Source organism: Pseudomonas sp. 203-8, from assembly GCF_020708595.1.
GTDB classification, from domain to species: Bacteria; Pseudomonadota; Gammaproteobacteria; order Pseudomonadales; family Pseudomonadaceae; genus Pseudomonas; species Pseudomonas aeruginosa.
Window position 1 is genome coordinate 113,278 of record NZ_JAJFDF010000009.1, and the last position, 22,580, is coordinate 135,857.

22 protein-coding genes and 1 tRNA gene are annotated in these 22,580 nt (G+C 64.3%); 8 read left to right on the top strand and 15 right to left on the bottom strand.

The window, feature by feature from the left end; genetic code table 11:
• Positions 1-65 precede the first annotated feature (65 nt).
• Entirely contained in the window at positions 66-1,760 is a 1,695-nt protein-coding gene (locus LJF27_RS21365; RefSeq protein ID WP_003162170.1) for an AMP-binding protein, read from the bottom strand.
• Between the two features lie 221 nt (positions 1,761-1,981).
• Here LJF27_RS21365 and LJF27_RS21370 point away from each other — a divergent pair, with 221 nt between their 5' ends.
• Positions 1,982-2,674, top strand: coding sequence for an MgtC/SapB family protein (locus LJF27_RS21370; RefSeq protein WP_003102512.1), 693 nt, complete (start codon positions 1,982-1,984; stop codon positions 2,672-2,674).
• 136 nt (positions 2,675-2,810) lie between these two features.
• Positions 2,811-2,957: a PSPA7_2676 family Cys-rich small protein gene (locus LJF27_RS21375; protein WP_003090016.1), complete on the top strand. Its 147-nt coding sequence runs from the start codon at positions 2,811-2,813 to the stop codon at positions 2,955-2,957.
• Between the two features lie 39 nt (positions 2,958-2,996).
• Here the strand turns inward: LJF27_RS21375 and LJF27_RS21380 are convergent, their stop codons facing one another.
• Positions 2,997-3,539: a DUF4946 domain-containing protein gene (locus LJF27_RS21380; protein WP_003090018.1), complete on the bottom strand. Its 543-nt coding sequence runs from the start codon at positions 3,537-3,539 to the stop codon at positions 2,997-2,999.
• Between the two features lie 318 nt (positions 3,540-3,857).
• Between LJF27_RS21380 and srfA the strand changes: the two genes are divergently transcribed.
• The gene (gene srfA, locus LJF27_RS21385; protein ID WP_003090022.1) at positions 3,858-4,088 is read left to right on the top strand and encodes a stress response facilitator SrfA; all 231 of its coding nucleotides are present in this window, start codon (positions 3,858-3,860) and stop codon (positions 4,086-4,088) included.
• A gap of 74 nt (positions 4,089-4,162) precedes the next feature.
• On the opposite strand, the gene LJF27_RS21390 is transcribed toward srfA, so the two are convergent.
• Positions 4,163-4,450 (bottom strand): hypothetical protein, encoded by a 288-nt coding sequence (locus LJF27_RS21390; RefSeq protein ID WP_003116846.1) that lies wholly within the window; start codon positions 4,448-4,450, stop codon positions 4,163-4,165.
• Between the two features lie 168 nt (positions 4,451-4,618).
• Here LJF27_RS21390 and ctpH point away from each other — a divergent pair, with 168 nt between their 5' ends.
• Positions 4,619-6,325 carry a methyl-accepting chemotaxis protein CtpH gene (gene ctpH, locus LJF27_RS21395; RefSeq protein WP_073654551.1) on the top strand — a complete coding sequence of 569 codons (1,707 nt, stop codon included), beginning with the start codon at positions 4,619-4,621 and terminating at the stop codon, positions 6,323-6,325.
• Between the two features lie 126 nt (positions 6,326-6,451).
• On the opposite strand, the gene LJF27_RS21400 is transcribed toward ctpH, so the two are convergent.
• Positions 6,452-6,964: an anti-virulence regulator CigR family protein gene (locus LJF27_RS21400; RefSeq protein ID WP_003090028.1), complete on the bottom strand. Its 513-nt coding sequence runs from the start codon at positions 6,962-6,964 to the stop codon at positions 6,452-6,454.
• Between the two features lie 356 nt (positions 6,965-7,320).
• On the opposite strand from LJF27_RS21400, the gene LJF27_RS21405 reads away from it, so the two are divergent.
• Entirely contained in the window at positions 7,321-8,808 is a 1,488-nt protein-coding gene (locus tag LJF27_RS21405; protein WP_023116910.1) for a SulP family inorganic anion transporter, read from the top strand.
• Positions 8,809-8,817: 9 nt separating this feature from the next.
• On the opposite strand, the gene LJF27_RS21410 is transcribed toward LJF27_RS21405, so the two are convergent.
• From LJF27_RS21410 to LJF27_RS21425, 4 genes are all read right to left on the bottom strand, one after another.
• A complete protein-coding gene (locus LJF27_RS21410) occupies positions 8,818-9,645 on the bottom strand; it encodes a class I SAM-dependent methyltransferase (protein ID WP_003090032.1) in 828 nt (275 codons plus the stop codon).
• Positions 9,635-10,060 (bottom strand): DUF1641 domain-containing protein, encoded by a 426-nt coding sequence (locus LJF27_RS21415; RefSeq protein WP_003090035.1) that lies wholly within the window; start codon positions 10,058-10,060, stop codon positions 9,635-9,637. Before LJF27_RS21415 ends, LJF27_RS21410 begins: the two co-directional genes overlap by 11 nt.
• Positions 10,061-10,082: 22 nt before the next feature.
• The gene (locus LJF27_RS21420; protein WP_003090036.1) at positions 10,083-11,270 is read right to left on the bottom strand and encodes an NAD(P)/FAD-dependent oxidoreductase; all 1,188 of its coding nucleotides are present in this window, start codon (positions 11,268-11,270) and stop codon (positions 10,083-10,085) included.
• A gap of 192 nt (positions 11,271-11,462) precedes the next feature.
• Complete coding sequence (locus LJF27_RS21425) at positions 11,463-11,672, bottom strand: hypothetical protein (protein ID WP_003090037.1); 210 nt, start codon at positions 11,670-11,672, stop codon at positions 11,463-11,465.
• 255 nt (positions 11,673-11,927) lie between these two features.
• On the opposite strand from LJF27_RS21425, the gene LJF27_RS21430 reads away from it, so the two are divergent.
• On the top strand, positions 11,928-13,691 hold the full coding sequence (locus LJF27_RS21430) for a putative bifunctional diguanylate cyclase/phosphodiesterase (RefSeq protein ID WP_003113344.1): 1,764 nt from the start codon (positions 11,928-11,930) through the stop codon (positions 13,689-13,691).
• Between the two features lie 58 nt (positions 13,692-13,749).
• On the opposite strand, the gene LJF27_RS21435 is transcribed toward LJF27_RS21430, so the two are convergent.
• The 5 genes from LJF27_RS21435 to LJF27_RS21455 all read right to left on the bottom strand — a co-directional run bounded on the left by LJF27_RS21435 (position 13,750) and on the right by LJF27_RS21455 (position 17,288).
• The gene (locus LJF27_RS21435; RefSeq protein WP_003113345.1) at positions 13,750-14,157 is read right to left on the bottom strand and encodes a hypothetical protein; all 408 of its coding nucleotides are present in this window, start codon (positions 14,155-14,157) and stop codon (positions 13,750-13,752) included.
• A 118-nt stretch (positions 14,158-14,275) separates the two neighbouring features.
• Entirely contained in the window at positions 14,276-14,617 is a 342-nt protein-coding gene (locus tag LJF27_RS21440) for a hypothetical protein (protein ID WP_003120049.1), read from the bottom strand.
• A 273-nt stretch (positions 14,618-14,890) separates the two neighbouring features.
• Positions 14,891-15,259: a PA-I galactophilic lectin gene (gene lecA, locus LJF27_RS21445; RefSeq protein WP_003102492.1), complete on the bottom strand. Its 369-nt coding sequence runs from the start codon at positions 15,257-15,259 to the stop codon at positions 14,891-14,893.
• A gap of 416 nt (positions 15,260-15,675) precedes the next feature.
• A tRNA-Leu gene (locus LJF27_RS21450) sits at positions 15,676-15,762 on the bottom strand.
• Positions 15,763-15,875: 113 nt separating this feature from the next.
• Positions 15,876-17,288 (bottom strand): ATP-binding protein, encoded by a 1,413-nt coding sequence (locus LJF27_RS21455; RefSeq protein WP_003120048.1) that lies wholly within the window; start codon positions 17,286-17,288, stop codon positions 15,876-15,878.
• Between the two features lie 77 nt (positions 17,289-17,365).
• Here LJF27_RS21455 and LJF27_RS21460 point away from each other — a divergent pair, with 77 nt between their 5' ends.
• Positions 17,366-18,709, top strand: coding sequence for a response regulator (locus tag LJF27_RS21460; protein WP_003102481.1), 1,344 nt, complete (start codon positions 17,366-17,368; stop codon positions 18,707-18,709).
• A gap of 10 nt (positions 18,710-18,719) precedes the next feature.
• On the opposite strand, the gene LJF27_RS21465 is transcribed toward LJF27_RS21460, so the two are convergent.
• Positions 18,720-20,327: a methyl-accepting chemotaxis protein gene (locus tag LJF27_RS21465; RefSeq protein ID WP_016852819.1), complete on the bottom strand. Its 1,608-nt coding sequence runs from the start codon at positions 20,325-20,327 to the stop codon at positions 18,720-18,722.
• A gap of 111 nt (positions 20,328-20,438) precedes the next feature.
• Positions 20,439-21,587: an alkane 1-monooxygenase AlkB1 gene (gene alkB1, locus LJF27_RS21470; protein WP_023115940.1), complete on the bottom strand. Its 1,149-nt coding sequence runs from the start codon at positions 21,585-21,587 to the stop codon at positions 20,439-20,441.
• 346 nt (positions 21,588-21,933) lie between these two features.
• On the opposite strand from alkB1, the gene LJF27_RS21475 reads away from it, so the two are divergent.
• Positions 21,934-22,536, top strand: coding sequence for a nitroreductase family protein (locus tag LJF27_RS21475; protein ID WP_003113348.1), 603 nt, complete (start codon positions 21,934-21,936; stop codon positions 22,534-22,536).
• Positions 22,537-22,580 lie beyond the last annotated feature (44 nt).

Consider the following 22,580-nt stretch of genomic DNA (forward strand, 5'->3'; position numbering starts at 1 on the left):
CCCCTCTCGCCTCGCTGCGCGCCGCCCGCCACCTTAGCGCAGGAGCGGGGCGCGGCTCCATCCTCTCAATCGCGTCCCTGGCGCAGCGCGAGTAGGCGAATCTCTTCGATGCTGATCTCGCGCATGCGGAACTTCTGGATCTTGCCGGTAACGGTCATCGGGAACTCGTCGACGAACCTGAAGTGGCGCGGGATCTTGAAGTGAGCGATACGCGCCTTGCAGAACGCCCGCAACTGTTCGTCATCGGCGTGGTGGCCCGGATGCAGCTTGATCCAGGCGACGATTTCCTCGCCATAGCGCTCGTCGGGGATGCCGATCACCTGCACGTCGGCCACCGCCGGGTGAGTGAAGAAGAACTCCTCCAGTTCGCGCGGATAGATGTTCTCGCCGCCGCGGATGATCATGTCCTTGCTGCGCCCGACGATCCGCACGTAGCCGTCGTCGTCCATCACCGCCAGGTCGCCGGTGTGCATCCAGCGCGCCGGGTCGATGGCCTCGGCGGTGGCCTGGGGGTCGTTCCAGTAGCCGAGCATCACGCTGTAGCCGCGGGTGCACAGCTCGCCGATCTCGCCGCGCGGCACCACCCTGCCCGTCTGGTCGACGATCTTGCTCTCCAGCCTCGGCTGGGTGCGTCCGACAGTGGTCACGCGCAGTTCCAGGCCATCGTCCGGACCGGTCTGCAGCGACACCGGACTGGTCTCGGTCATGCCGTAGGCGATCTGCACCTCGGCCATGTGCATGTCGCCAATGACCCGCCGCATCACCTCGATCGGGCAGGTGGCGCCGGCCATGATTCCGGTGCGCAGGCTGGAAAGGTCGAATTCGCGGCGGCGCGGATGATCCAGCTCGGCGATGAACATGGTCGGTACCCCGTACAGCGCGGTGGCGCGCTCCTCGGCCACGGCCAGCAGGGTCGCCTCGGCGTCGAAGCTGGGCGCCGGGTAGATCATGGTCGAGCCGTGGGTGACGCAGCCGAGGTTGCCCATCACCATGCCGAAGCAGTGATACAGCGGCACCGGGATCACCAGGCGGTCTTCCGCGCCGAGTCCGAGGCTTTCGCCGACCATGTAGCCGTTGTTGAGGATGTTGTAGTGGCTGAGGGTGGCGCCCTTGGGGAAGCCGGTGGTACCGGAGGTGTACTGGATGTTGATCGGCTCGTCGAACTGCAGCGAGGCCTGGCGCTGGCGCAGTTCCTCGGCGCCTACCGCGGCGGCCAGCCCCGGCAGGCCCTGCCAGTGCAGGAAGCCCGCCGGCGCCCGCTCAGCCAGGCTGATCACGCCGCGCAGTTCCGGCAGGCGCTCGCTGGCCAGTTCGCCCGGACGCGCCCGCGCCAGCTCCGGCAGCAGGTCGCCGAGCATCGCATGGTAGTCGCTGGTCTTGAAGGCGTCGGCGCAGATCAGCCAACTGCAACCGGACTGCTTGAGAGCGTATTCCAGCTCGCTGCTGCGGTATGCCGGGTTGATGTTCACCAGGACCGCACCGACCTTGGCGCTGGCGAACTGGGTAATGCACCATTCGGCGCAGTTCGGCGCCCAGATCCCCAGGCGTTCGCCGGGGCGCAGGCCCAGGGCGATGAAGGCGCGGGCGTAGGCATCGACCCGCTCCGCCAGTTGCCGCCAGCTGTAGCGCAGGCGTTGATGCCGCACCACCAGCGCCTCGCGCTCGGCATGACGCGCGACGGTGGCATCGAAGGCGTCGCCGACGGTGGTCGCCAGCAAGGCGACATCCTGGCGACCCGAGGTATAGCTCGGCTGATTCATGGCTTTCCCTTGTTGTGGTTGTTCTGGGAATGTCGCTGAACCGTCGTCCTGCGCCGCCAGGGCGCTACGACGGACACCGGCGAGCGGTGTCGGTGAAGTCGAAGAGCATGTTTACGTTAACGTAAAGGTAAACGCAAGAGACTTATCCGCCCAGGGCCGTCGGCCCCGGCGCGGCCCAACGGAACGGCGTAGAATGGGCGGTTTTTTCACAGGAGCACAGCATGACCCCGGAAATCGCCATCGGCCTGGTGACGGCCCTCGGCCTCGGTGCGCTGGTCGGTCTCGAGCGACAATGGCGACAGCGCTCTTCCGGCATGGCCACCCACGCGATGGTCGCACTCGGTGCGGCCAGCTTCTCGATCCTGCCGCTGTTGCTCGACAACGAGGTCAGCGTGACCCGCATGGCGGCCCAGGTAGTCAGCGGCATCGGTTTTCTCGGCGCCGGCGTGATCATGCGCGACGGCCTCAGCGTACGCGGCCTGAGCACTGCGGCGAGCATCTGGAGCACCGGCGCGATCGGCGTACTGGCCGGCAGCGGTTTCATCCTGGCGGCCTGCATGACGACCGCGCTGATCGTCATCGCCAACCTGTTCCTGCCCGCTCTCGGCCGGGTGGTGGACCGCCACACCTCGGGCGAGGCCGAGCAGGAGCGCTTCTACCAGATCAGCGTGTCCTGCGAGGCGCGCAACGAAGCGCTGGTGCGCATGCAGTTGCTGCAACGCATGGGCGACAACCGCCTGAACCTGCAGAGCCTGGAAAGCCACGCGCTGAAAGGCAGCGGCAACGTGGAAGTGAACGCCGTGGTGTTCACCCTGCACAAGGAGGACTCGCTGGTGGAACAGATGGTCGGCGAGCTGTGCCTGGCACCGCAGGTCACCGCCGCCAGTTGGGTGATGAATCCCGCCGCGGAATGAACCGGCGAATTTAGGTTGCCCATTCTAGACGCTTCGCCGCAGGCTTTTCCCACCTCCAGACAAGAACAAGCCGGAGTGAACCACACCACCACTGCCTGTTTCGTGGACGGGGCGAGCCGCCCCGCGGGGAGGAGTCATGCGCTTGCGTTGTTTCTTGCGAGGTTGCCGCTGGGACGAAGGTAGCCTGGTCACGGTAGGCCCCGACCTGATGCTGCGCCAACGTTGCCGGCGTTGCGGCGCCCATCGCTATCTCAGCGTCGAGGCGCCGCCCGAGGAAGCCTGAGCGACGCCGGTCGCGTCCAGGCGTCGAGCGGCTGGCCCTTCAGCGCAGGACCAGGCTGGCCCGGGTGCGCAGGTAGCTCTGCCGGTAGACCACGCTGTTGGCCGGACTGGCGGTATATACCAGGGAGTACATCGCGCGCTGTCCCAGGGCCATCGCCACGATCTGGGTCAGCAGCACCTCGTTGCCCTGGCTGATCCGGCAGTGGGTCTCCAGCGATGCCAGGCCGCCGAGGTTCGAGCGGATCGGTGTGGTGCAGCGCGAGCCCAGCCCGGCCTTGCGGTAGCCCGATTGGACGACATCGAAGACACTCTGGAACTGGCCGTCGATCTCCACCGACTCCTCTTCCATCATCTTCAGGCTGAGCAACTCGATGCTGGCTTCCTTCTCGCCTCCCGGCCCGAGCTTGGTCGCCAGTTGCCGGGAGCCCAGTTGCTCCACGTCGCTGGCCTCGGGTGGGATGCTCTCGGTGATCACCTGCCAGCCGGCCGGCCAGTCGACCTCGGGCTGATAGCCACTGCTGGCGCAACCCGCCACAAGCCCCGCCACTACCACCAGCGCCAAGCCGGACGCCTTGCTTCTCATAGCATTTCCTTACTCGCAAAACCCATCGGAGGGAAAGGTCGGACCTGTCGCCATGGCGCCGTCCGCGCAGTCTCCGAGCCCATGGCGACAACGTTCCCAGCTTACCGGAGAGACGGCGAGCGCCAAGGCGCAAGCCTGAACAAGCTAGCCGACTTGGCGAGGAACGCACAAATTTCATCGGCTGGCGTACAGGTATGGGACATCGGTACCAATAGCGAAGTCGCGCAATCCGTCAGTTTTTTTTGAATTTTTGCCATTGGAAAAAGTCTGTTCAGCGCAGCGTTTTTCCAAGTCCCATCCGGCCCGCAAGGAGAACCCATGGCTGAACCCCAGGACAAGTACACCCGGCGCACAGGCAGGACCTGGGCGGACGACCAGGCGACCTACAACCGTCTGCGCGAAGAAGCCGACGCCGCTCGCCAGAAGCTGCGCGAAAGCGGCTACAGCGGCGCCGAGTACGACCAGTTGCGTCAAGCCGCCTTCGATCTCAACCGCAAGGCCAACCAGTACTGGGAGCAGATGCTCAGCGACCTGCGCCAGGAAGACTGATCAGCGCCACGCCGGGAGACTGCCGCTCTCGGCCCGCACACCCCCTCCACTCTTTGCGTGCTCCTGGCGTCGGCTCATTTGGGCGCATCCGGGTATTGCACCTCGTCCAGCAGGCGAAACCCCACGTTGTCGGCGTCCAGCGCGCTGAGCAGCTCGATCTGTCGATCAATGTCCTGGTTGATATTGGCCAACTGGCCGATGAAGGCATTGGCCGCCTGGCGGGTGCCAGGGTCGGAGCTGCGCGACAGCTCGAAGCCGAGCTGGGTCAGGGCAGCGGCCAGGTGAGCGAGATTGCGCACACTCAACGAGTGCAACTGGCGGGAAACGGCCTGTTCATCCTGAACGGTGGGAGGGACATCCATGAGTCAGATCCTTCGACTGGCACAATGTGACATTCGTCACAGAGATTAACCGAAGCCCCGCAGAACATCCATGCCAGCTATTTCCCTTCGTCGGCTCTGGCCCGGCCCCTGCGTCGTCCTCAAGTTGTCAGATCCGCTGTCGATACTCTGCGTGCCGGAACACGCGCCATGCCCGCCTCGCCGGGCCACAGGGACGTCCTCGGCTGCCTCGTCGCAGCCTGCGTGCCGGTCCAACCTGGCAATCCATCGAGGCGTTCCATGCTGCAACAATCCCTACGTGCGCAAATCCTTGTCCTGCTCGGCGGCAGCCTGGCGGCGCTGCTACTCATAGCCCTGGTCTGCTTCGGCTCGCTGACCGGCAACGTACGCGCCTACCGCGAGTTGCTCGGCGGCCCCGTGCGGGCGGCGCAACTGATCGACGAGGCCAACCTGCAGTTCCGCGGCCAGGTCCAGGAATGGAAGAACGTCCTGCTGCGCGGACGCCAGGCAGAGGCCCAGACGAAATACTGGAGCCAGTTCGAAGCCCAGGAACGAGCGGTGCAGGACATCCTCGGCCGCCTGGGCAGCGTGGCCGAAGGCGAGTTGAAAGATCATGTCGAGCGCCTGCGCGAAGAGCACCGGCGGCTCGGTACGGCTTACCGACAAGGCAGGCAACGGTTCCTCGAGGCGGGCGCCGACCCCATCGCCGGCGACCAGGCGGTGACCGGCATCGACCGCGCCACCACCGCGCAGATGCAGGCCTTGCGCGGCGAACTGCACCAGGCCAGTGATCTCCGTTCCGCCGCCATCAGCGCGGAGGCCCGGCGCACCATGCTGCTCGGCAGCCTGGTGTTGATCGGCGCCAGCCTGGCCGTCGCCCTGCTCAGCCTGTGGCTGGCCAATCGCAACCTGGTCCGTCCGGTGCAACGCCTGATCGAGCACATCGCCCAGCTCAGCCATGGCAACTTCGGCGAGCGCATCGAGATCCGGCGCAAGGACGAACTCGGCAAGCTGGCCCTGGCCGCCAACACGCTGCGCGACTTCCTGGTGGACATCTTCGACCGGCTGCGGCGCAGTACCCGCGACCTGGACAGCGCCAGCGGCTCGCTGAACGCGATCGCCAGCCTGATGGCGGCCGGTACCCGCGAGCAGTTCAGCCGCACCGACCAGGTCGCCACGGCGATGCAGGAAATGTCCGCCACCGCCCAGGAAGTGGCGCGCTACGCCGGCGACGCGGCCAAGGCCGCCGACGAGGCGGACGATTCCGCCCAGCGCGGCGAAGACGTGATGGAAGAAACGATTCGCAGCATCGGCGAGATGCGCAAGGAGATCGACCATACGGTGGAGGTCATCCGCCAGTTGGAAAGCGATAGCGGCAGGATCGGCAAGGTCCTCGACGTGATCCGCGGCATCGCCGAACAGACCAACCTGCTCGCCCTCAACGCGGCCATCGAAGCCGCCCGCGCCGGCGATGCCGGCCGTGGCTTCGCGGTGGTCGCCGACGAGGTCCGCACCCTGGCGCAGCGCACCGCCGAGTCCATCGCCGAGATCCACCAGATCATCGATACCGTGCAGAGCGGCGCGGTGAATGCCGCGCGCGCCATCGAAAGCGGGCAGTCGCGCAGCGAGGCCGGCGCCGAGCAGGTTGCCAACGCCGGCGCCATGCTGCGCCAGATCACCGCCTCGGTGGAGGCGATCCGCGACATGAACCGCCAGATCGCTACCGCCGCCGAGGAGCAGACCGCCGTGGCCGAGGACATTTCCCGCAACCTCACGGAAATCACCTCGATCGCCTCCAGCAACCAGGAACAGGTGGAGCAGACCGAAGCCGCCAGCCGTGATCTCCACAGCCTCTCCGCGCAACTGGGCGATGCCCTGCAACGTCTGCGGGCCTGACCTGGGGTAAGGAAACGACTTCCATGAGGTAAGGCGGACAACCGCAGCGCGATTATCCGCCGCTCCAACGGGGGGTCATGGCGGATAGCGTTGTGGCGCTATCCGCCATGCACAGCCAGGGTTCGATCAGTCGAGGACGTTGTCCAGCACCTCGTAGATCAGCCCGGTCGCCACCGCCACCAGCAGCAGGTCGGTGCCGGCCTGCATCCACTCGTAGCCGTCGTAGTGCGGCAGCCGGCCTAGCAGGCGGCCATCGAGTTTCTTGGCGATGCCGGGCGGCAGCGGCTTGCCGCGCGCCAGGTTCTTCTGGATGCCGGGCGGCAGGGCCGGCCCCGGGTTCCAGTAGCCGCGGTTGTCGCCGAGGATCACCCGTACCCCGCCGACGTCGATACGCGGTCCCGAGTCCCAGTTGCCGCCGCCGTTGCCCTTCTGGCCGGCGCCGCCGCCCTTGTTGCCGGGGCCGCCATGGTTGTCGTGGCCACCCTGGTTGCCTTTGTTGCCCTTGTTACCCTTTCCGCCGTCCATCTGGTTACCGTGCGGGTTGCCCTTGCCATTGCCCGGGTCGGCCAGGACGGCAGGCGTACCGCCGATCAGGGACAGGCTCACGACCAGCGCGAGCACAGAACGAGTGTTGAACATGATGATGTTCTCTCCATGCGAGGACGATCCCTCGATAGCTTAGAACCGTTTCGCTTGTTTGGTTCCATGCCGTCGATCGCGACGCAACCCAGGGAAAGCCCGAGCTGCCGGCTTGGTCGAACCTGTCGAATCGGCTATGCTGCCGCTCCCTGCAAGCGACTACCCGCTACTCCCCGATGACCTGGCTGCCCACTCCGCCATAGCCATGCCGGCCCCTTCCGGCCACGGTCCGAACGACCGTGGCCAGCGTTCGTTCGCCTGAACGCCTGTCGTCATCCCTTGTTTTTTCCAATGCCATCCCGCGGCCCGCGCTGTCGACCGACTGCACGGGCCGTGCCTCGCCCCTGGGTATCCCGATGCTACAGACGCTGAAACAGAACTGGTTCTCCAACCTCCGCGGCGACCTGCTCGCCGGCCTGGTCGTCGCCCTTGCGCTGATCCCCGAGGCCATCGCCTTCTCCATCATCGCCGGGGTCGACCCGAAGATCGGCCTGTACGCCTCCTTCAGCATGGCGGTGGTGATCGCCTTCGCCGGCGGCCGTCCGGGAATGATCTCCGCCGCGACTGGCGCCATGGCGCTGCTGATGGTCAACCTGGTGAAGGACCACGGCCTGCAATACCTGCTGGCGGCGACCCTGCTCTGCGGCGTGCTGCAGATACTCGCCGGCTACCTGCGCCTGGGTTCGCTGATGCGCTTCGTCTCGCGCTCGGTGGTGACCGGTTTCGTCAATGCCCTGGCGATCCTCATCTTCATGGCCCAGCTACCCGAACTCACCGATGTCGGCTGGCCGGTCTACGCGATGACCGCCGCGGGCCTGGCGATCGTCTACGGCTTCCCGCACCTGCCACGGATCGGCCGGCTGCTGCCCTCTCCGCTGGTATGCATCCTGGTCCTCACCGGCATATCCATCTACCTGGGCCTGGACATCCGCACCGTCGGCGACATGGGTCAGTTGCCCGACAGCCTGCCGCTGTTCCTCTGGCCGGACGTGCCGCTGAACCTCGACACCCTGCTGATCGTCCTGCCCTACTCCGCCGCCCTGGCGGTGGTCGGCCTTCTGGAGTCGCTGATGACCGCCACCATCGTCGACGAGATGACCGACACCGGCAGCGACAAGAACCGCGAATGCAAGGGCCAGGGCCTGGCGAACATAGCCACCGGCCTGCTCGGCGGCATGGCTGGCTGCGCGATGATCGGCCAGTCGGTGATCAATGTTAAATCCGGCGGGCGCGGCCGGCTCTCGACCCTGGTGGCCGGCGTCGCGCTGCTGCTGATGGTGGTGTTCCTCAGCGACTGGGTCGGGCGGATTCCCATGGCGGCCCTGGTGGCGGTGATGATCATGGTGTCCATCGGCACCTTCCGCTGGGAGTCGATCCGCAACCTGAAGCGCTACCCGCTATCGACCAACCTGGTCATGCTGGTGACGGTCGGCGTGGTCCTCGCCACCCACAACCTGGCCTTCGGCGTGGTCGCCGGCGTTCTCCTGGCCTCGCTGTTCTTCGCCAACAAGATCGGGCACTACCTCGATATCGACAGCGAACGCTCCGCCGACGGCACCCGCCGCCACTACCAGGTGAGGGGACAGGTGTTCTTCGCGTCGTCCGGCAGGTTCGTCGCTGCCTTCGACCTGAAAGAGACACTGGAGCATGTGCTCATCGACCTGCGCCACGCCCACCTGTGGGACGTCACCGCCGTCGCGGCACTGGACAAGGTGGTCCTGGGCTTTCGCCAGCGCGGCGTGCAGGTCGACGTGCTGGGCCTGAACGCCGCCAGCGCGACCCTGGTCGATCGCTTCGGCGCCTACGACAAGCCGGGCGCCGTGGACATTCTCTCCGATCACTGAAACGCCCGTTCAGCGGCCGAGACTGGCGACGATGAATACTCGACGGAACGGGAACAGCGTTCGTCCATCCAGTTCCCGTGGATAGTGACGGTGCAGCAGTTCCAGGTAACGGTCGAGGAAGCGCCGACGCGCCTCTTCGTCCAGTTCGCCGAGCACCGGACGCAAGGCGGAGACCTTGATCCAATCGAAGATCGGGTCGTTGCCGTCCACCACTTGCAGGTACTCGGTCTCCCAGATGTCCAGCTCCGCCGTCAGCGGCGCCAGTAGCCGGTAGTAGTTGTCCAGCGACAGCACATTGCGCCGATGCAGCCGGTAGCGCAACGCGGGGCTGCCCAGCGATGCACCACCGGGGCCCGCACTGTCCAGCGCATCGAGCATCAGGCGATACCAGGAAGCATCGCGCCAGTTCGGCATGTGCGCCGCCAGGCAGCCTCCCGGAGCCAGTTGCCCCAGCAGGCGTGGCAGCAGCTTGCCGTGATCTTCGAGAAAGTGCAGTACCGCCGCTGCGAACAGCAGGCTGGCAGGGCGCTCGGCGCACCAGTGGCGCAGGTTGGCGCGTTCCCAACTGGCCTTGATCGGCAAGCGCGCGGCCTCCTCGAGCATCTCCACGGAGCTGTCCACGCCGTGCAGTTCGGCCAGCGGCCAGCGGCGGGCGAGCAATTCGGTGGCGATGCCGGTTCCGCAGCCAAGATCGTAGATCCGTTCCGGACAGCACAGCTCGATATGGTCCAGCAACTCGACCACCGGCCGCTGGCGCAATCGGGCGAACTGCATGTAGGCGGAAGGGTTCCAACGCGCCTCTAGATCCGCACGATCTCGGAGAAGGTCATGCACCATGGGCAACCTCCTGCTCCGCGGCGAGTTGGCACCCCAGGCTGCGCAAACTACCCAGCACGAGAGCCAGCCCGCGCCGGGTATCGGCGTCGCGCAACAACCGCAGCAGGTCTTTCAGGCTTGGCGGCTGCTCTCGGAGCAGCTCCGCCTTGGCCACGCGTACCGCGTTACCGACTGACCAACCGACACTGGTGACCTGCTCGAAGAGCTGCGCCAGCCTGTCCACCATGGCCGGGTCCAGCAGATCGACGATATCCGAAAGCAGTGACAGCAGATCCACCAGGTTGTCCAGGCGGTGGCCCTCGATCAGCGGCTGCAACTTGACGGCCAGGGCCTGGAGACTCTCGCGGGTCTGCTCGGGAAACAGGGTGGTATCGGCCTGCGCCTGCGACGCGTATGGCTGCTGATGGCTATCCATGTCGGCTCCTCCCCGTGCGGGGTCAAAGCATTCCACGGGCTACGGCCCAGTACAGGCCGCGATTGAAACCCTGGCGCAACAACCCGCCAAGCTTGGTCGGCGGGGTCGGCTTTACGTCGTGCCGATAGTCGTACCAGAGCGGCATTCCGGCGTTCAGGCCCATCTGCGCGACAGCCTGGACTCGTCCATCGTAGATCGCGCAGGGCTTGCCGAGACGAATCTCGGCAGCGATGTTGCTGGCGACTACCGGCGCCTGGTTGTGACAGGCCCCACCGGCCTTGCTCACCGGCAGATCGACGGTATCGCCCAGGGTATACACCCGGTCGACGCCATACACCTGCAAGGTTTCATGGTTCGTCGGCAACCAGCCTTCGTCGGCGGCGGCCTGGGACAGGCCGCACTCCCTGACCGCATCCACGGCGTGGATCGGCGGTGTCGCCATGAGCAAGTCGAACGGCTGCTCGTCGCCCTCCTCCGAATAGGCGATGCGCCGCTCCGGGTCGACCCTGGCCAGGGTAAAACCGCGCTGGAAACGGATGCCGCGTTGCTCGAACAGGCTCGGCAGGATTTCGCAGGTCGGTCGTTGCAGGAACAGACAGTTGCGCAGCAACTGGGCCGTGGTGGGATAGGTGTAGACGATCTCGACACGTTCGCGGACACCCCGGCGGCGCAAGTAGTCGTCGAGCATCAGGGTCGTCTCCACAGGTGCGATCCCGCACTGGTGGGGCACATTCGGCGTCCTCGGGAAGCTCACCGTGATGAATACCCGCCCCGACTCCAGGCTCGCCAGCCGCTCGGCCAACCGACGGGCCGGCTGGTACTGGTAGAAATGGTCGCCAGCCTCTTTCAGCCCCTCGATACGTTCCGGAGCCGGCACGCAACCCGTGGCGATCACCAGGTAGTCGTAGCCATGGCGCCTGCCGCTGCGGGTCTGCAGTTCCTGGCGGGGGAAATCGAAACGGTCGACCCGGTCGAGCTGGAACATCACTTCCGGCCGCAGCAGCGAGCGCTGCGGTCGTTTCAGATCTTCGAGGAAGAATTGCTCGAAGGCGACGTACATGAAGGCCGGCTTGTAGTAGTGATCCGGCGAGTCGGAAATCAGCAGTACCTGCACCTCGCCGCCGAGTATCTCCGGGTAGAGCCGGACGACCAGCAGGTTGGCGAGCATAGTGCCGCCCACTCCGCCCCCGACGATGACGATTCGTTGCATGACTTCTCCTTAACCCTGAGGAAGCCATGGGTATATCTAGATGAACCGGGGGATTAGGCAAGCACGGCTTCGCCACGGAAACAGGACAAATCCGGAAACCTCACCCAGTTCAAGCGCTTGCCTGCGAAGACCCGCCGCCTACCAGAACTGGCAGGGTAGAACGACGGGAATACAGCGCTGCCTCGCTGACGCCTAGCGCCTCGTTCGGGCGAGGGCCCGGAACGTATCGAACGCCAGCACCAGCACGAGCATCGGCATGAGCAACGGGACGAAGGCGGACATGGCGTCCTGGTAAGGCCGCCCCAGCCACCACAGGTAGAGGCTGGCTCCGCCGATCAGCAGGATGACGAGAAGGATGACGAACTTGCAGAGGCGCGAGGCGAAGGAGAACGTATCGGACATGTCTTTTCTCGGTGGAAGCATGTGCGACCGTTTTAGCGAGCGGTGGTGCCGGTCGATATAGGAAACTTCCGATTGGCAGGTAATCGGTTTCGCAGAGCTGGCGTCGGCGTCGAAGGCCCTACCGGCATGACCGCGATCAACCCCCATGCCCTTTCATCGCTGCAATCTGGAAAAGAGCCCGCGCTCCACGAAATAAAGGCACAATGACATCATTGATTGCCGATGCCCGACATCGCAGTAGCCCAGGAGTCCAGCATGGCAACCCCACCCTATCCCGAGGACGAGCATTCGAGACAGGCCTACGTCGACCAACTCGGTCTGCTGGAAGAAGGTGCGGACGAGGTATTCGAGGAAATCCTCGCCGCCGCTACGTCCTACTTCCAGACGCCCATCGCGCTCATTTCCATCCTCGACCATCAGCGCCAGTGGTTTCGCGCGAGCATCGGCCTCGATATCCGGCAGACGCCGCGACGGGATTCATTCTGCGCCTATGCGATCCTGGGCAAGGGAGTATTCGAGGTGGCCGACGCCACCCTCGACCCGCGCTTCCGGGACAACCCCTATGTGCAAGGCGAACCGCGCATCCGCTTCTACGCCGGGGCTCCGCTGGCCACCGCGGAAGGTCTCAACCTCGGCAGCCTCTGCGTCATCGACCGGGAACCACGCGGGCCGCTGGCCGAGCGGGACGTCGCCATGCTCGAGCACTTCGCCCGGCTGGTGATGGCCCGTATCCATACGCTCCGCTCGACCAACTACATCGACGAGCCAACCGGCCTGTACAACCGTCTCCGCCTGCAGGAGGACGTTTCCCTGCGCCTGCAGCGCGACGGCGCCCTCACCGTGATCGCCGCCGACCTCCTGCCCCTCGCCCTGCTGAATACCATCATCCGTACGCTGGGCTATCCCTTTTCCAACGACCTCATGCTCGAGGCGCGCGACCGCATCCGCGCGGAACTGCCGGATTTCACTCTCTACAAGATCAGCCCGACGCGCTTCGGACTGCTCCTGCCACGGCAGCAACAGGAAGAAACCGAGTCGGTCTGCCTCCGCCTGCTGCGGGCCTTCGAAAGCCCCGTCGTATGTCGCGGGATCCCGATCAAGGCCAACGTGGGCCTCGGCGTACTACCGCTTGCCGACGATACCCTCGACGGCGATCAGGACTGGCTGCGCCTGGTGGTCAGCGCGGCCGACGACGCCCGCGACCGCGGTGTCGGCTGGGCCCGCTACAACCCGCCGCTGGACCAGGCCCAGCAGCGTGCCTTCACATTGCTGACCTCGCTGTCCCAGGCGATCGGAACCGAAGAAGGCTTCCATCTGGTGTATCAGCCGAAAATCGACCTGCCGACAGGCAGGTGCACGGGCGTGGAAGCGCTGCTGCGCTGGCGGCACCCGCAACTCGGCTTCGTCAGCCCCGCCGAATTCGTGCCCCTGGCGGAGAAAACCGCACTGATGCGCCCCCTCAGCGACTGGGTGCTGCGCCATGCCATGGCCCAGCTGGCGCAATGGAACGCACGGAACATCCCGCTCAGGCTGGCGATCAACGTATCGGCATCGGACATGGAAGACAGCAGCTTCCTGGAAGAGGCCGTCAGACTCGCCAAAACCTACGACATCGACCTTTCCGCCCTCGAGCTGGAATTCACCGAAAGCGTACTCATCCGCGACGCCTCGGCGGTCGGCTCGGTGCTGCTGCGTGCCCGGGAGCTTGGCATGGGCATCGCGGTGGACGACTTCGGCACCGGCTACAGCAACTGGACCTACCTGCGCGATCTGCCAATCACCGCCATCAAGCTCGACCAATCGTTCACCCGCGACCTCGCCGGCTCGCCGAAGGCGCAGAGCGTCACCCAGGCGGTGATCGGCCTGGCCAGCCAGTTGGGTTATCGGGTGGTCGCGGAAGGCATAGAGACCCACGACACCTTCCACCTGCTGCAGGCATGGGGCTGCCACGAGGGCCAGGGCTATCTGATCGCCCAGCCGATGCTGCCGGAGCAACTGGAGGACTGGCTGCGGCGTTAGCCAACGCAGGCACGTGGAATGGGCCGTACCAGCATGCTCGCCAGCCTCGGCGCGTCGCTCAGGGACTGGCGAGCAAGGCCCAGACCAGATAGATCGAGTAAAGGGTCAGGAGTATCAGTGCCAACAGCACCGCCCTGCTGGCATGGCGCGCAGCCACCCAGCGGGAATTGCGCCCGCAGCGCCAGACCACGACGAGGCTGAGGCACAGGTAGGCCAGCCTAACCAGCTCGACACCGACCATTCCCCACAAGGTCAGGGCCACCGCATGTTCGCCGGGAGCTTCCTGCATCAGCGGATCGACAATGGCCACCATCGCCTGCCTGGCGGCGACGCTGAGCAATAAGAAACCCGCAGCGAAGAACAGCCAGAATGCCTTCCAAAGCGGCTGCCCGCCGGAAAGGAAACCTCCCGCAGTCAGCCTCTCGTCGGCCAGGTCCGCTTCTGGGGTCTTGTATGGGTGCTCCATGCCCTGGGTCCTCCCTGCAAACGGGCACCCTAGCACATCCCACGCCGCTCGCCTTCTTCAGCGGGCGGCAGACCGTCCGTTGCACCTCGCGATGTTTCCAGCGCTCGGCCGAGCGTCTCTAGCGCGGGCAGGAGACCTGCGTGCCTTCCACCTTGCGGATGTGATCGCGATAGGAGCCGGAAACCAGGATCGATTGCGTGCCGCCCTTCTCGCTGAGAATGCCATCGCAACTGTAATCGCAGCCAGCCTCGATGCTGAGGCACACGTCCTGTCCCTCGAAACGGTACAGGTTGGCAGGCCACCCCGTGCAATCGTACAGGCCTGCGCCAGGGCATTCGACGGCCTCGAGTCTTCCGGCAACGACGATGGTCGAACCTGCCATGTCCTTGAGTTCCTCCGCGGCGCCAGCGGCAATGGAGAAGAGAGCGGGAAATACAACCAGGGAAAGTCGGCAGGGCATCGGCTTCGGTACTGTCTACTATGTGGACGGAATTCTGAATCGGGTCAGGAATCGATATTCCCGTTCAGACCGAAGCGTGTTGAAGCAGTTCCCCGCCCCCCCCTCGCTCGGTTTCCCACGACCGCGGCAGCCCCAGGAGTTCGATACCCTTGTCATTGGTAGTCGCAACTGCGAAGCGCTGCCTGTCCGTTCATAACGGCCACACGGGCAACTTCACTTTATTTGTATTTAAAAAAAGAGCCCATTCGGGCCCTTTTTTTCCGAGACAAGTTATCAGGACTGATCCTTTCCAATATTGACACTGAACGAGCCGGAGTTATTGCCATAGGTTCCGGGCACGTCGTTGTAGATAAGAGTGATTGCACCCTGGACATTATTGGGTGCAACCCAACGGAACAACCCGGTATTGACCGGAATGGTTCCGCTGTTGCCAATCTTCATGACCAGCGCACCACAAAACGCATCGTGGCAGATCAGCCCTTGGTCCGGATGCTCCCGATCGCCCTGCGGCCCCCATTTCTGGGTAGGTCCGTAACTGGCCCAACCGGCGGCGACGATGGTAATGACATCGCCCGGATTGTAGATAATCGACGTTACCTGCCCTGCTTCGTTATTAGCCAGAACCTCACCTTTCCAAGCCATGATTGATCTCCGATATATGAATTCCTGTTCATAAACGAAAGAGGCGAAAAACCCTGATTCGCGATCCTTCCCTGTCAGCAAAGCACAGCAACGAGGAAGTACCGCCTACCAATTCATGCAGGAGAAAAGAGGATAATTCCGCCAGTGAATTGAATATATTCGGAAAGGAAATTAAAAAGCAGGAGCAGAAGATAACGACAAAAAAATCAAACTTCCAAAGACAACTACTTCAAGCTGAACAAACACTCCCGCTCGCCAGCCAGGGCGAACCCTATACGGAGCCGTACTAGAATGAAACGCCTCCGAGGCCGAGGAGGGAAAGAAGGCAACGTCGACTCGTTGACTGCCGCGCGATGGCGGGCCGGAAGAAAATCGGGGAAGGAACGCAGAAGTCGGCTGAACGCCAGGAAACACGATGGTGCCCGGAGCCGGGGTCGAACCGGCACGGGGTTACCCCCGAGGGATTTTAAGTCCCTTGCGTCTACCGATTTCGCCATCCGGGCAGGATCTCGCTTCAAGTGAGCCGGCAACGGGAACCAAACCGGCATCCCAACCCGAGACCCACCCCAAACGGTAGATAAATCATTGTCTTACGTTACCCTAGCCGGCGCAACAGTTAATTTCCGTGGGCTCCGCCCAGGTTGCCGGGCGATTCCAGGGGAAGCACGATCCGGAAAGCGCTGCCGACTCCCGGCTGGCTACGTACCTCGATGGTGCCGCCGTGTTTCTGGACGATGCCGTAGGAGAGCGACAACCCCAGGCCGGTCCCCTTGCCTACCGGCTTGGTGGTGAAGAACGGATCGAAGATGCGCGGCAGGATCTCGGGGGAGATACCCTGCCCCGAGTCTTCCACCTCGATCCAGGCATGCTCCACGGTATGCCCCGTGCGAATCACGATGCGACCCCGCTCCGGCCCCATCGCCTGGGCCGCGTTCATCACCAGGTTCATCACCACCTGGTTGATCTGCGACGGCAGGCACTTCACCTCGGGCAGATCGCCGTATTCGCGGACCACGTCGGCCCGGTACTTCAGTTCGCTGGCGACGATATTGAGGGTCGACTCGATCCCCTGGTGCAGATCGGTCCACTGCCAGTCGTCCTCGGCGTCGACGCGGGAGAAGTTCTTCAGGTCCTGGACGATCTTGCGCACCCGCCCTATACCTTCCCTGGATTCGCGCAGCAACACGGCGACATCCTCCTTGACGAAGGCCAGTTCGACCCGCTCGCCGAGCTGCTCCAGGCGTCTTGCCAGCGCCTCGTCGCGGATCGCGGGGCGAGCCTCTTCATAGGCTTCAAGTACCTCCAGCAAACGCCTGACGTGCTCCTCCAGGGTGGTGTAGTTGGAGGAAACGTAGCTGATGGGGTTATTGATCTCATGGGCGACGCCGGCGGCCAGGTGGCCGATCGAGGCAAGCTTCTCCGTCTGCACCAGTTGGCTTTCCAGTTCCTTGCGCTCGCCGATCTCTTTCTCCAGCGCCTCCTTGGCCTGGCCGACTTCCCGGGTGATCTCCTGGATGGCAGCCTCCATCCGGCTCATCTGCAACTGGAGGTGAGCCGTCACGTTCCACTTGGCGCTGAGATTGCCGGCCATCTGGCGGACCTCCTGTCCCTGCAAAGGCAGGCCGAGGAGCAGCAGGCGCTCTTCCGCAGCCCACGGCGCCAATAGCGGAAAATCGGCGGGAGGCGCATGCACCACGACCTGCAAGCGGGAGTCGAGACGCCAGAACCGCTCTAGAACGGGAATATCCGCGCCTACCGACGGCATCCCGAGAAACACCACGGCATACGGCGCATCGGCCTGGAGGGCCGAGCGTATCCGCCCCAATGCCTCCTCGGCGCTTCCCGCCGTATCCACCTGGTAGCCCCGCTCAGGCGCCACGGGAGGCGATTCGGCCCCTAGGGTTCCCTGCAACAACCCGCATACACGGTCTCGATCCGCCTGCCGCTCATCGATCACCAGCAAGCGCCGGTTCCTGATGGGTAACGTCTCCATGATCCGCACCTCCGCTCGCCCAGCCGCCGCGTGCATGCGCCCTCGTCCAGGCCAGACTCGGACTATGCTTGCCTGAAGTATTCAGGCAAAACTCACCCGGTGGACAGACACTCATGAACGATAGCGCACCTCCTTCCAACGAGACGGAGATCCGCTTCAGCGTGCTGCTGGTCGACGACGAGCCGCTGATCCTCAGCAGCCTGCGCCGGCTGCTACGCAACCAGCCCTACGACCTGTTGCTGGCGGAGAGCGGCGAACAGGCCCTGCAACTGCTGGAAAGCCGGCCCGTGGACCTGGTGGTGTCCGACGCCCGCATGCCGAACATGGACGGCGCTGCCCTGCTCGCGGAAATCCATCGCCGCTCCCCGGAAACCATTCGCATCCTGCTCACCGGCCATGCCGACCTGCCAACCATCGCCAAGGCCATCAATGAAGGGCGCATCCACCATTACCTGAGCAAGCCGTGGAACGACGACGAGTTGCTGCTGACCCTGCGCCAGTCGCTCGAATACCTGCATTCCGAGCGCGAGCGGCGGCGCCTGGAGCGACTTACCCAGGAGCAGAACGACCGCCTCCAGCAACTCAACGCCACGCTGGAAAAGCGCGTTCAGGCGCGCACCGCCGAACTGCAGCAGACCGCCGACATGCTCGACCTCGCCTATGAGGAGCTAAAGCGCAGCTACGTGGTCGGCACCGAGGTCTTCTCGCTGCTGGTCAACCAGCGCCTGCCCAAGGACAAGCAGACCAACCAGCAAATCATCGAACTGGTCCGCGCCTGCTGTGCCAGCGGCCTCGTCGACGAATCGGATGGTCGCGACCTGGCGATGGCCGCGGCGCTCTACAACATCGGCAAGCTGAGCTGGAACGACACCCTGCTCAGCTCGCCCTCGGACCTGCTCTATCACCACGACCGCGATCGTTTCCGCGGCTACCCGGAGCTCAGCGAGTCGCTGCTGATGTCGCTGGAACCGATGCAGGACGCCGCCCGCCTGATTCGCCATCACCAGGAGCACTGGGACGGCAGCGGCTATCCGGACCACCTCAAGGGCGAGGCCATTCCCCTGGGCTCGCGCCTCTTGAAGCTGGCGGTGGATTTCGTCGAGCTGCAGCGCGGACTGATCCTCGAACGGCGCATGAATCGCGACGAAGCACTGATGTACATCCGCAAATACGCCGGCCGGCTGTACGACCCCGAGCTGATCGAACCGTTCATCCAGGTCTGCGCGACGACCCTTGCCGATGTCACCCTGGCCGATCCGCAAGTCCGTGCCCATGGCACCCGCGACCTGGTTCCGGGCATGGTGCTGGCGCGCAACCTCACCGCCAACAACGGCATGCTGCTGCTCAACGCGGGCAAGGTCCTGAACCTGGCGCTGATCGAGAAGCTGATCGCCTTCGAAGCGATCGAAGGCGCACGCTACACGCTGTTCGTGCGCCTCCCGGAGTCGACGACCTAGGCGGCTCCCGTCAGATCTTGAAGCGCTCCACCGACGAGCGCATGGTCGCTGCAACCTCGTTCAGGCGCCTGGCGGTGGCGGCCATCTCGTGCATCGCCTGGGTGTTCTGCTGCGAACGCTGGGCGATGAGTTCCACGCGCTGGGCGATTTCATCACTGGCGCGCGACTGCTCGCGGATGGTCTGGGAAATCTCATCGACCACCGACGCGGCATGACGGGTTCCATCGAGGATCTCGTTGATCGACACCCCTGCCTGGCGGGCGAACGACACCCCCTCGTTGACCCGGCTCACGCCGGCCTCCATGCTGTTGATCGCTTGCCCCGTGCTGGCGCGGATGCGCTCGATCATCGCGGTGATCTCCTGGGTCGACTGGGTGGTCCGCGCCGCCAGCCCGCGTACCTCGTCGGCGACCACGGCGAAACCGCGCCCGGCCTCTCCGGCCCGCGCCGCCTCGATGGCGGCGTTCAACGCCAGCAGGTTGGTCTGCTCGGCGATCCCCTTGATCACCTGGATGATCGAATGGATCTCGTCCGACGACTGGCCGAGAGCGGTGATGCTGGTGGAGGACTGGTTGACCACGTCGGCGATGCGGCTCATCCCTTCCACCACGTTGAGGATCACCTGCCCGCCACTGCTGGCCAGCTCCTCGGACTTGGCCGAGATCACCCTGGCGTTGTCGGCGTGGTCGGAAATCTGCGAGATATTGGTGATCATCTCTTCCATGCTCGCGGCCATGCTGGTGGCGCTGTCGGCCTGTTGGCTGGCACCGTCGACGATCGACTGCGAGGTCTGGCCGATGGATTGGGAGGTGTCATGGAGCTCTTCGCTTTCCTGGCGGATGATGGTGATCATCTGCCGCAGGTTCCCCTGCATCTCGCCCAAGGCCCGCTGCAACTGTCCGGCCTCATCGTCGCTGTCGACACCGATCGGCTCCTGCAGGTTGCCCTGGGCGATCACCCGGGCCGAGGCGACCAGCTTGCGCAGAGGCTTGAGGACGGCACCCAGCAACTGGCGACAAAGCTGCCCGAGGACCAGGCAGGCGACCAGGATGCCGCCCGCGAGCATCCAGGCGGAATAGCGCATGCTGTCTTCGCGCGCCCGGTTGGTCTGCTCGACGTGTTTCTCGATCAGGCTGCTGAGCGCTTCGTTGCGCCCTTCCAGCTCCTTGAAGGCCTGGACGAACTGCGGCAGCTCGGCCCGTGCCGCCACGGGATCGAGCAACGCCTTGCCGACGATGCTCTCGGCGGCGCCGATGTAGGCTTCCAGGTCGGGCCGCAACTCGACCAGCGCCTGGTGGATGGCGTCGTTGAGAGGCAGCCCCTGGTTCTGCTCGACCACCTTGCGAAACCACTGGCTGTGCTCCTGCAGGTCCTGGCGGACCTGCTCGGCCGCCGCGCCGTCGCCGGGCTGGACCACGAACGCCGCCAGGACGTCGGCGCGCAAGGCGTCGTGCATCATGTCGCCTTCCATGTGGTTGCGCAGCGCATTGACGCTCAGCTCGTTCTCCGACAGCGCCTTGCCCAACCGCAATTGCCCCCAGAAGCCGACCCCGCCTAGCAGCACCACAGCCACGATGCCGATGGCGCCCGAAGCGAGGATTCTCTGCCGAATGTTCATCCCTGGGCTCCTTTCCGTGCCGAGATATCGCTAAGGATAGTCAACCCCAGGCAAGGCGGGATTGCCCGAACGAAGAGCTATTCGGGCACGGAGCGGGGACGCCGGCCATTCTCAGGAAGCTGCCGGCCGCTCGCTCTGTTCGGCCGTCAACTGGAACTCTTCGCCCGCATAGTAGGCCCGCACCTTGGGGTCCATGACCGCCCGCCACAGCGGCGGGATCAGCGCCAGCACCACCATCCCGGCATAACCGCTGGGCATCTGCGGGCTATCGTCATAATGACGGAGGACCTGATAGGGGCGTTTGGCGAAGGCATGATGGTCGGAATGCCGTTGCAGATGGAACAGGACCAGGTTGGTGAAGACGAAGTTGCTGTTCCAGGAGTGGGTATGGTTGGTCCGCTCGTAGCGCCCGTCCTCGCCCTTTCGCCGATGCAGGCCGTAGTGCTCGACGTAGTTGATGATCTCCAGCAGGGTCACCGCGACGAACGCTTGGCCAAGGAAGAAAACCATCCCCAGCCAGCCGAACGCCCAACCGAAACCGACCAGCAACGCCAGACTCAGCAGGTACCACCAGATCAGTTCGTTCTGCCAGCCCAACACCGGCAGGCCCTTCTTGCGCAGCCGCACCGCTTCAAGGCGCCAGGCGTTGAGGAAGTTGTACTTGTAGGCATGCGGCAGGAACTGGTAGACCGACTGGCCGAAACGCGCCGACGAAGCGTCCTCCGGCGTAGACACATGCACATGGTGGCCGCGCACATGCTCGACCTTGAACCCCGCGTAGCACACGGCGGCCAGCAGGATGCCGCCGGCAGCCTGCTCCAGCGCCGAGTCCTTGTGGATCAGCTCATGGGCGACGACGATCCCCACCGCTCCCATCACCGTGCCCATCGAGAGGATCCAGCCCAACCGGCCGAGCCAGCCCCACTCCTGGAAAGCGACGAACACGCCAGCGGCCCACACCAGCGTACCGATGAGCACCGGCACCGTGGCCAGGGTCAGCAATACGTAATAGCCCTGGCCGAGCAACTGCGGCGTCTGGGTTTCCTCGTCGGGGTTGGCCGGGTCGCGGCCGAACAGCATGTCCAGCAGCGGCCCGATGCCGAATACCGCAATCACCAGGGAAAATGCCCAGAAGGCCGGATGCGCGCTGTCCTGGGCCATCCAGTAGTTGAACGGCATGGACAACGCCAGCAGCAGCCAGAGCCAATAGGCGTACTTCTTGATGGCCAGCATGGTGCTGGGAGAGAAATTTTCAAACATCGTGCGCTCCAGTTTTTGTCCGACAATCCTACAATCGAACCATCACCGAGCCGGGCTGCCAGGTCACCATCACTAAAGGTTGGCCGCCTCCCCGGCCTTCACCCTCCTTGACCTGAATCAAAGGCCAAGTCCTCGCGGTTTTATGCCCATCGACTTTCTCGATATTCCATTTTCATCCGTACTTGCCGTCTCTCGCTGCTGGCCGCGCTGGACCGTGGATACCCGGCTTTCCTGGGTAAGCCGGGTATCCATCGCATCAGCCGATAGGAATCACCGGTTATTTCCCATTGATCTCATCGAGGCCGTCGTTAATATCGAATCCAATTTCCAAACAAGGAGCCTCAAGATGTCTGACGCATTCCTCTCCTCCATCAAGAACCGCCGCACCATCTACGCCCTGGACAAGCAACTGCCCGTCTCCCAGGAGAAAATCGTCGAACTGGTCAAGGAGGCCGTCTCGCACAGCCCTTCCGCGTTCAACTCGCAGAGCTCGCGGGTGGTCGTCCTGTTCGGCGCCGAGCACGAGCAGTTCTGGAACATCGCCAAGGACGAGTTGAAGAAGATCGTTCCCGCTGACGCTTTCGCCGCCACCGAAACCAAGCTCAATTCCTTCGCCGCCGGTGCCGGCACCGTACTGTTCTTCGAAGACCAGACGGTAGTGCGCCAGCTTCAGGAGCAGTTCGCCCTCTACGCCGACAACTTCCCGGTGTGGTCGGAGCAGGCCAGCGGCATGGCCCAGTTCGCGGTCTGGACCGCCCTCGCCGAGCACAAGGTCGGCGCCAGCCTGCAGCACTACAACCCGCTGGTAGATGCGCAGACCCACAAGACCTGGAACCTGCCGGAAAGCTGGAAGCTGCGCGCACAGATGCCTTTCGGCGCCATCGCCGCTCCGGCGGGCGAGAAAGCCTTCATCGCCGAAAGCGAACGCTTCAAGGTCTTCGGCAACTGATCGGCCGAGATCGCCGTAGAAAAGCCCCGCCTCGTCGCGGGGCT

Bases quoted from the DNA above. Each gene is read 5' to 3' on its own strand.
- LJF27_RS21400 (WP_003090028.1), bottom strand. From the start codon at position 6,964: ATGTTCAACACTCGTTCTGTGCTCGCGCTGGTCGTGAGCCTGTCCCTG.
- LJF27_RS21415 (WP_003090035.1), bottom strand. From the start codon at position 10,060: ATGGATAGCCATCAGCAGCCATACGCGTCGCAGGCGCAGGCCGATACC.
- lecA (WP_003102492.1), bottom strand. From the start codon at position 15,259: ATGGCTTGGAAAGGTGAGGTTCTGGCTAATAACGAAGCAGGGCAGGTA.
- LJF27_RS21405 (WP_023116910.1), top strand. From the start codon at position 7,321: ATGCTACAGACGCTGAAACAGAACTGGTTCTCCAACCTCCGCGGCGAC.
- alkB1 (WP_023115940.1), bottom strand. From the start codon at position 21,587: ATGTTTGAAAATTTCTCTCCCAGCACCATGCTGGCCATCAAGAAGTAC.
- LJF27_RS21440 (WP_003120049.1), bottom strand. From the start codon at position 14,617: ATGCCCTGCCGACTTTCCCTGGTTGTATTTCCCGCTCTCTTCTCCATT.
- LJF27_RS21365 (WP_003162170.1), bottom strand. From the start codon at position 1,760: ATGAATCAGCCGAGCTATACCTCGGGTCGCCAGGATGTCGCCTTGCTG.
- srfA (WP_003090022.1), top strand. From the start codon at position 3,858: ATGGCTGAACCCCAGGACAAGTACACCCGGCGCACAGGCAGGACCTGG.
- LJF27_RS21370 (WP_003102512.1), top strand. From the start codon at position 1,982: ATGACCCCGGAAATCGCCATCGGCCTGGTGACGGCCCTCGGCCTCGGT.
- LJF27_RS21430 (WP_003113344.1), top strand. From the start codon at position 11,928: ATGGCAACCCCACCCTATCCCGAGGACGAGCATTCGAGACAGGCCTAC.
- LJF27_RS21475 (WP_003113348.1), top strand. From the start codon at position 21,934: ATGTCTGACGCATTCCTCTCCTCCATCAAGAACCGCCGCACCATCTAC.
- LJF27_RS21455 (WP_003120048.1), bottom strand. From the start codon at position 17,288: ATGCACGCGGCGGCTGGGCGAGCGGAGGTGCGGATCATGGAGACGTTA.
- ctpH (WP_073654551.1), top strand. From the start codon at position 4,619: ATGCCCGCCTCGCCGGGCCACAGGGACGTCCTCGGCTGCCTCGTCGCA.
- LJF27_RS21375 (WP_003090016.1), top strand. From the start codon at position 2,811: ATGCGCTTGCGTTGTTTCTTGCGAGGTTGCCGCTGGGACGAAGGTAGC.
- LJF27_RS21425 (WP_003090037.1), bottom strand. From the start codon at position 11,672: ATGTCCGATACGTTCTCCTTCGCCTCGCGCCTCTGCAAGTTCGTCATC.
- LJF27_RS21435 (WP_003113345.1), bottom strand. From the start codon at position 14,157: ATGGAGCACCCATACAAGACCCCAGAAGCGGACCTGGCCGACGAGAGG.
- LJF27_RS21465 (WP_016852819.1), bottom strand. From the start codon at position 20,327: ATGAACATTCGGCAGAGAATCCTCGCTTCGGGCGCCATCGGCATCGTG.
- LJF27_RS21410 (WP_003090032.1), bottom strand. From the start codon at position 9,645: ATGGTGCATGACCTTCTCCGAGATCGTGCGGATCTAGAGGCGCGTTGG.
- LJF27_RS21460 (WP_003102481.1), top strand. From the start codon at position 17,366: ATGAACGATAGCGCACCTCCTTCCAACGAGACGGAGATCCGCTTCAGC.
- LJF27_RS21420 (WP_003090036.1), bottom strand. From the start codon at position 11,270: ATGCAACGAATCGTCATCGTCGGGGGCGGAGTGGGCGGCACTATGCTC.
- LJF27_RS21390 (WP_003116846.1), bottom strand. From the start codon at position 4,450: ATGGATGTCCCTCCCACCGTTCAGGATGAACAGGCCGTTTCCCGCCAG.
- LJF27_RS21380 (WP_003090018.1), bottom strand. From the start codon at position 3,539: ATGAGAAGCAAGGCGTCCGGCTTGGCGCTGGTGGTAGTGGCGGGGCTT.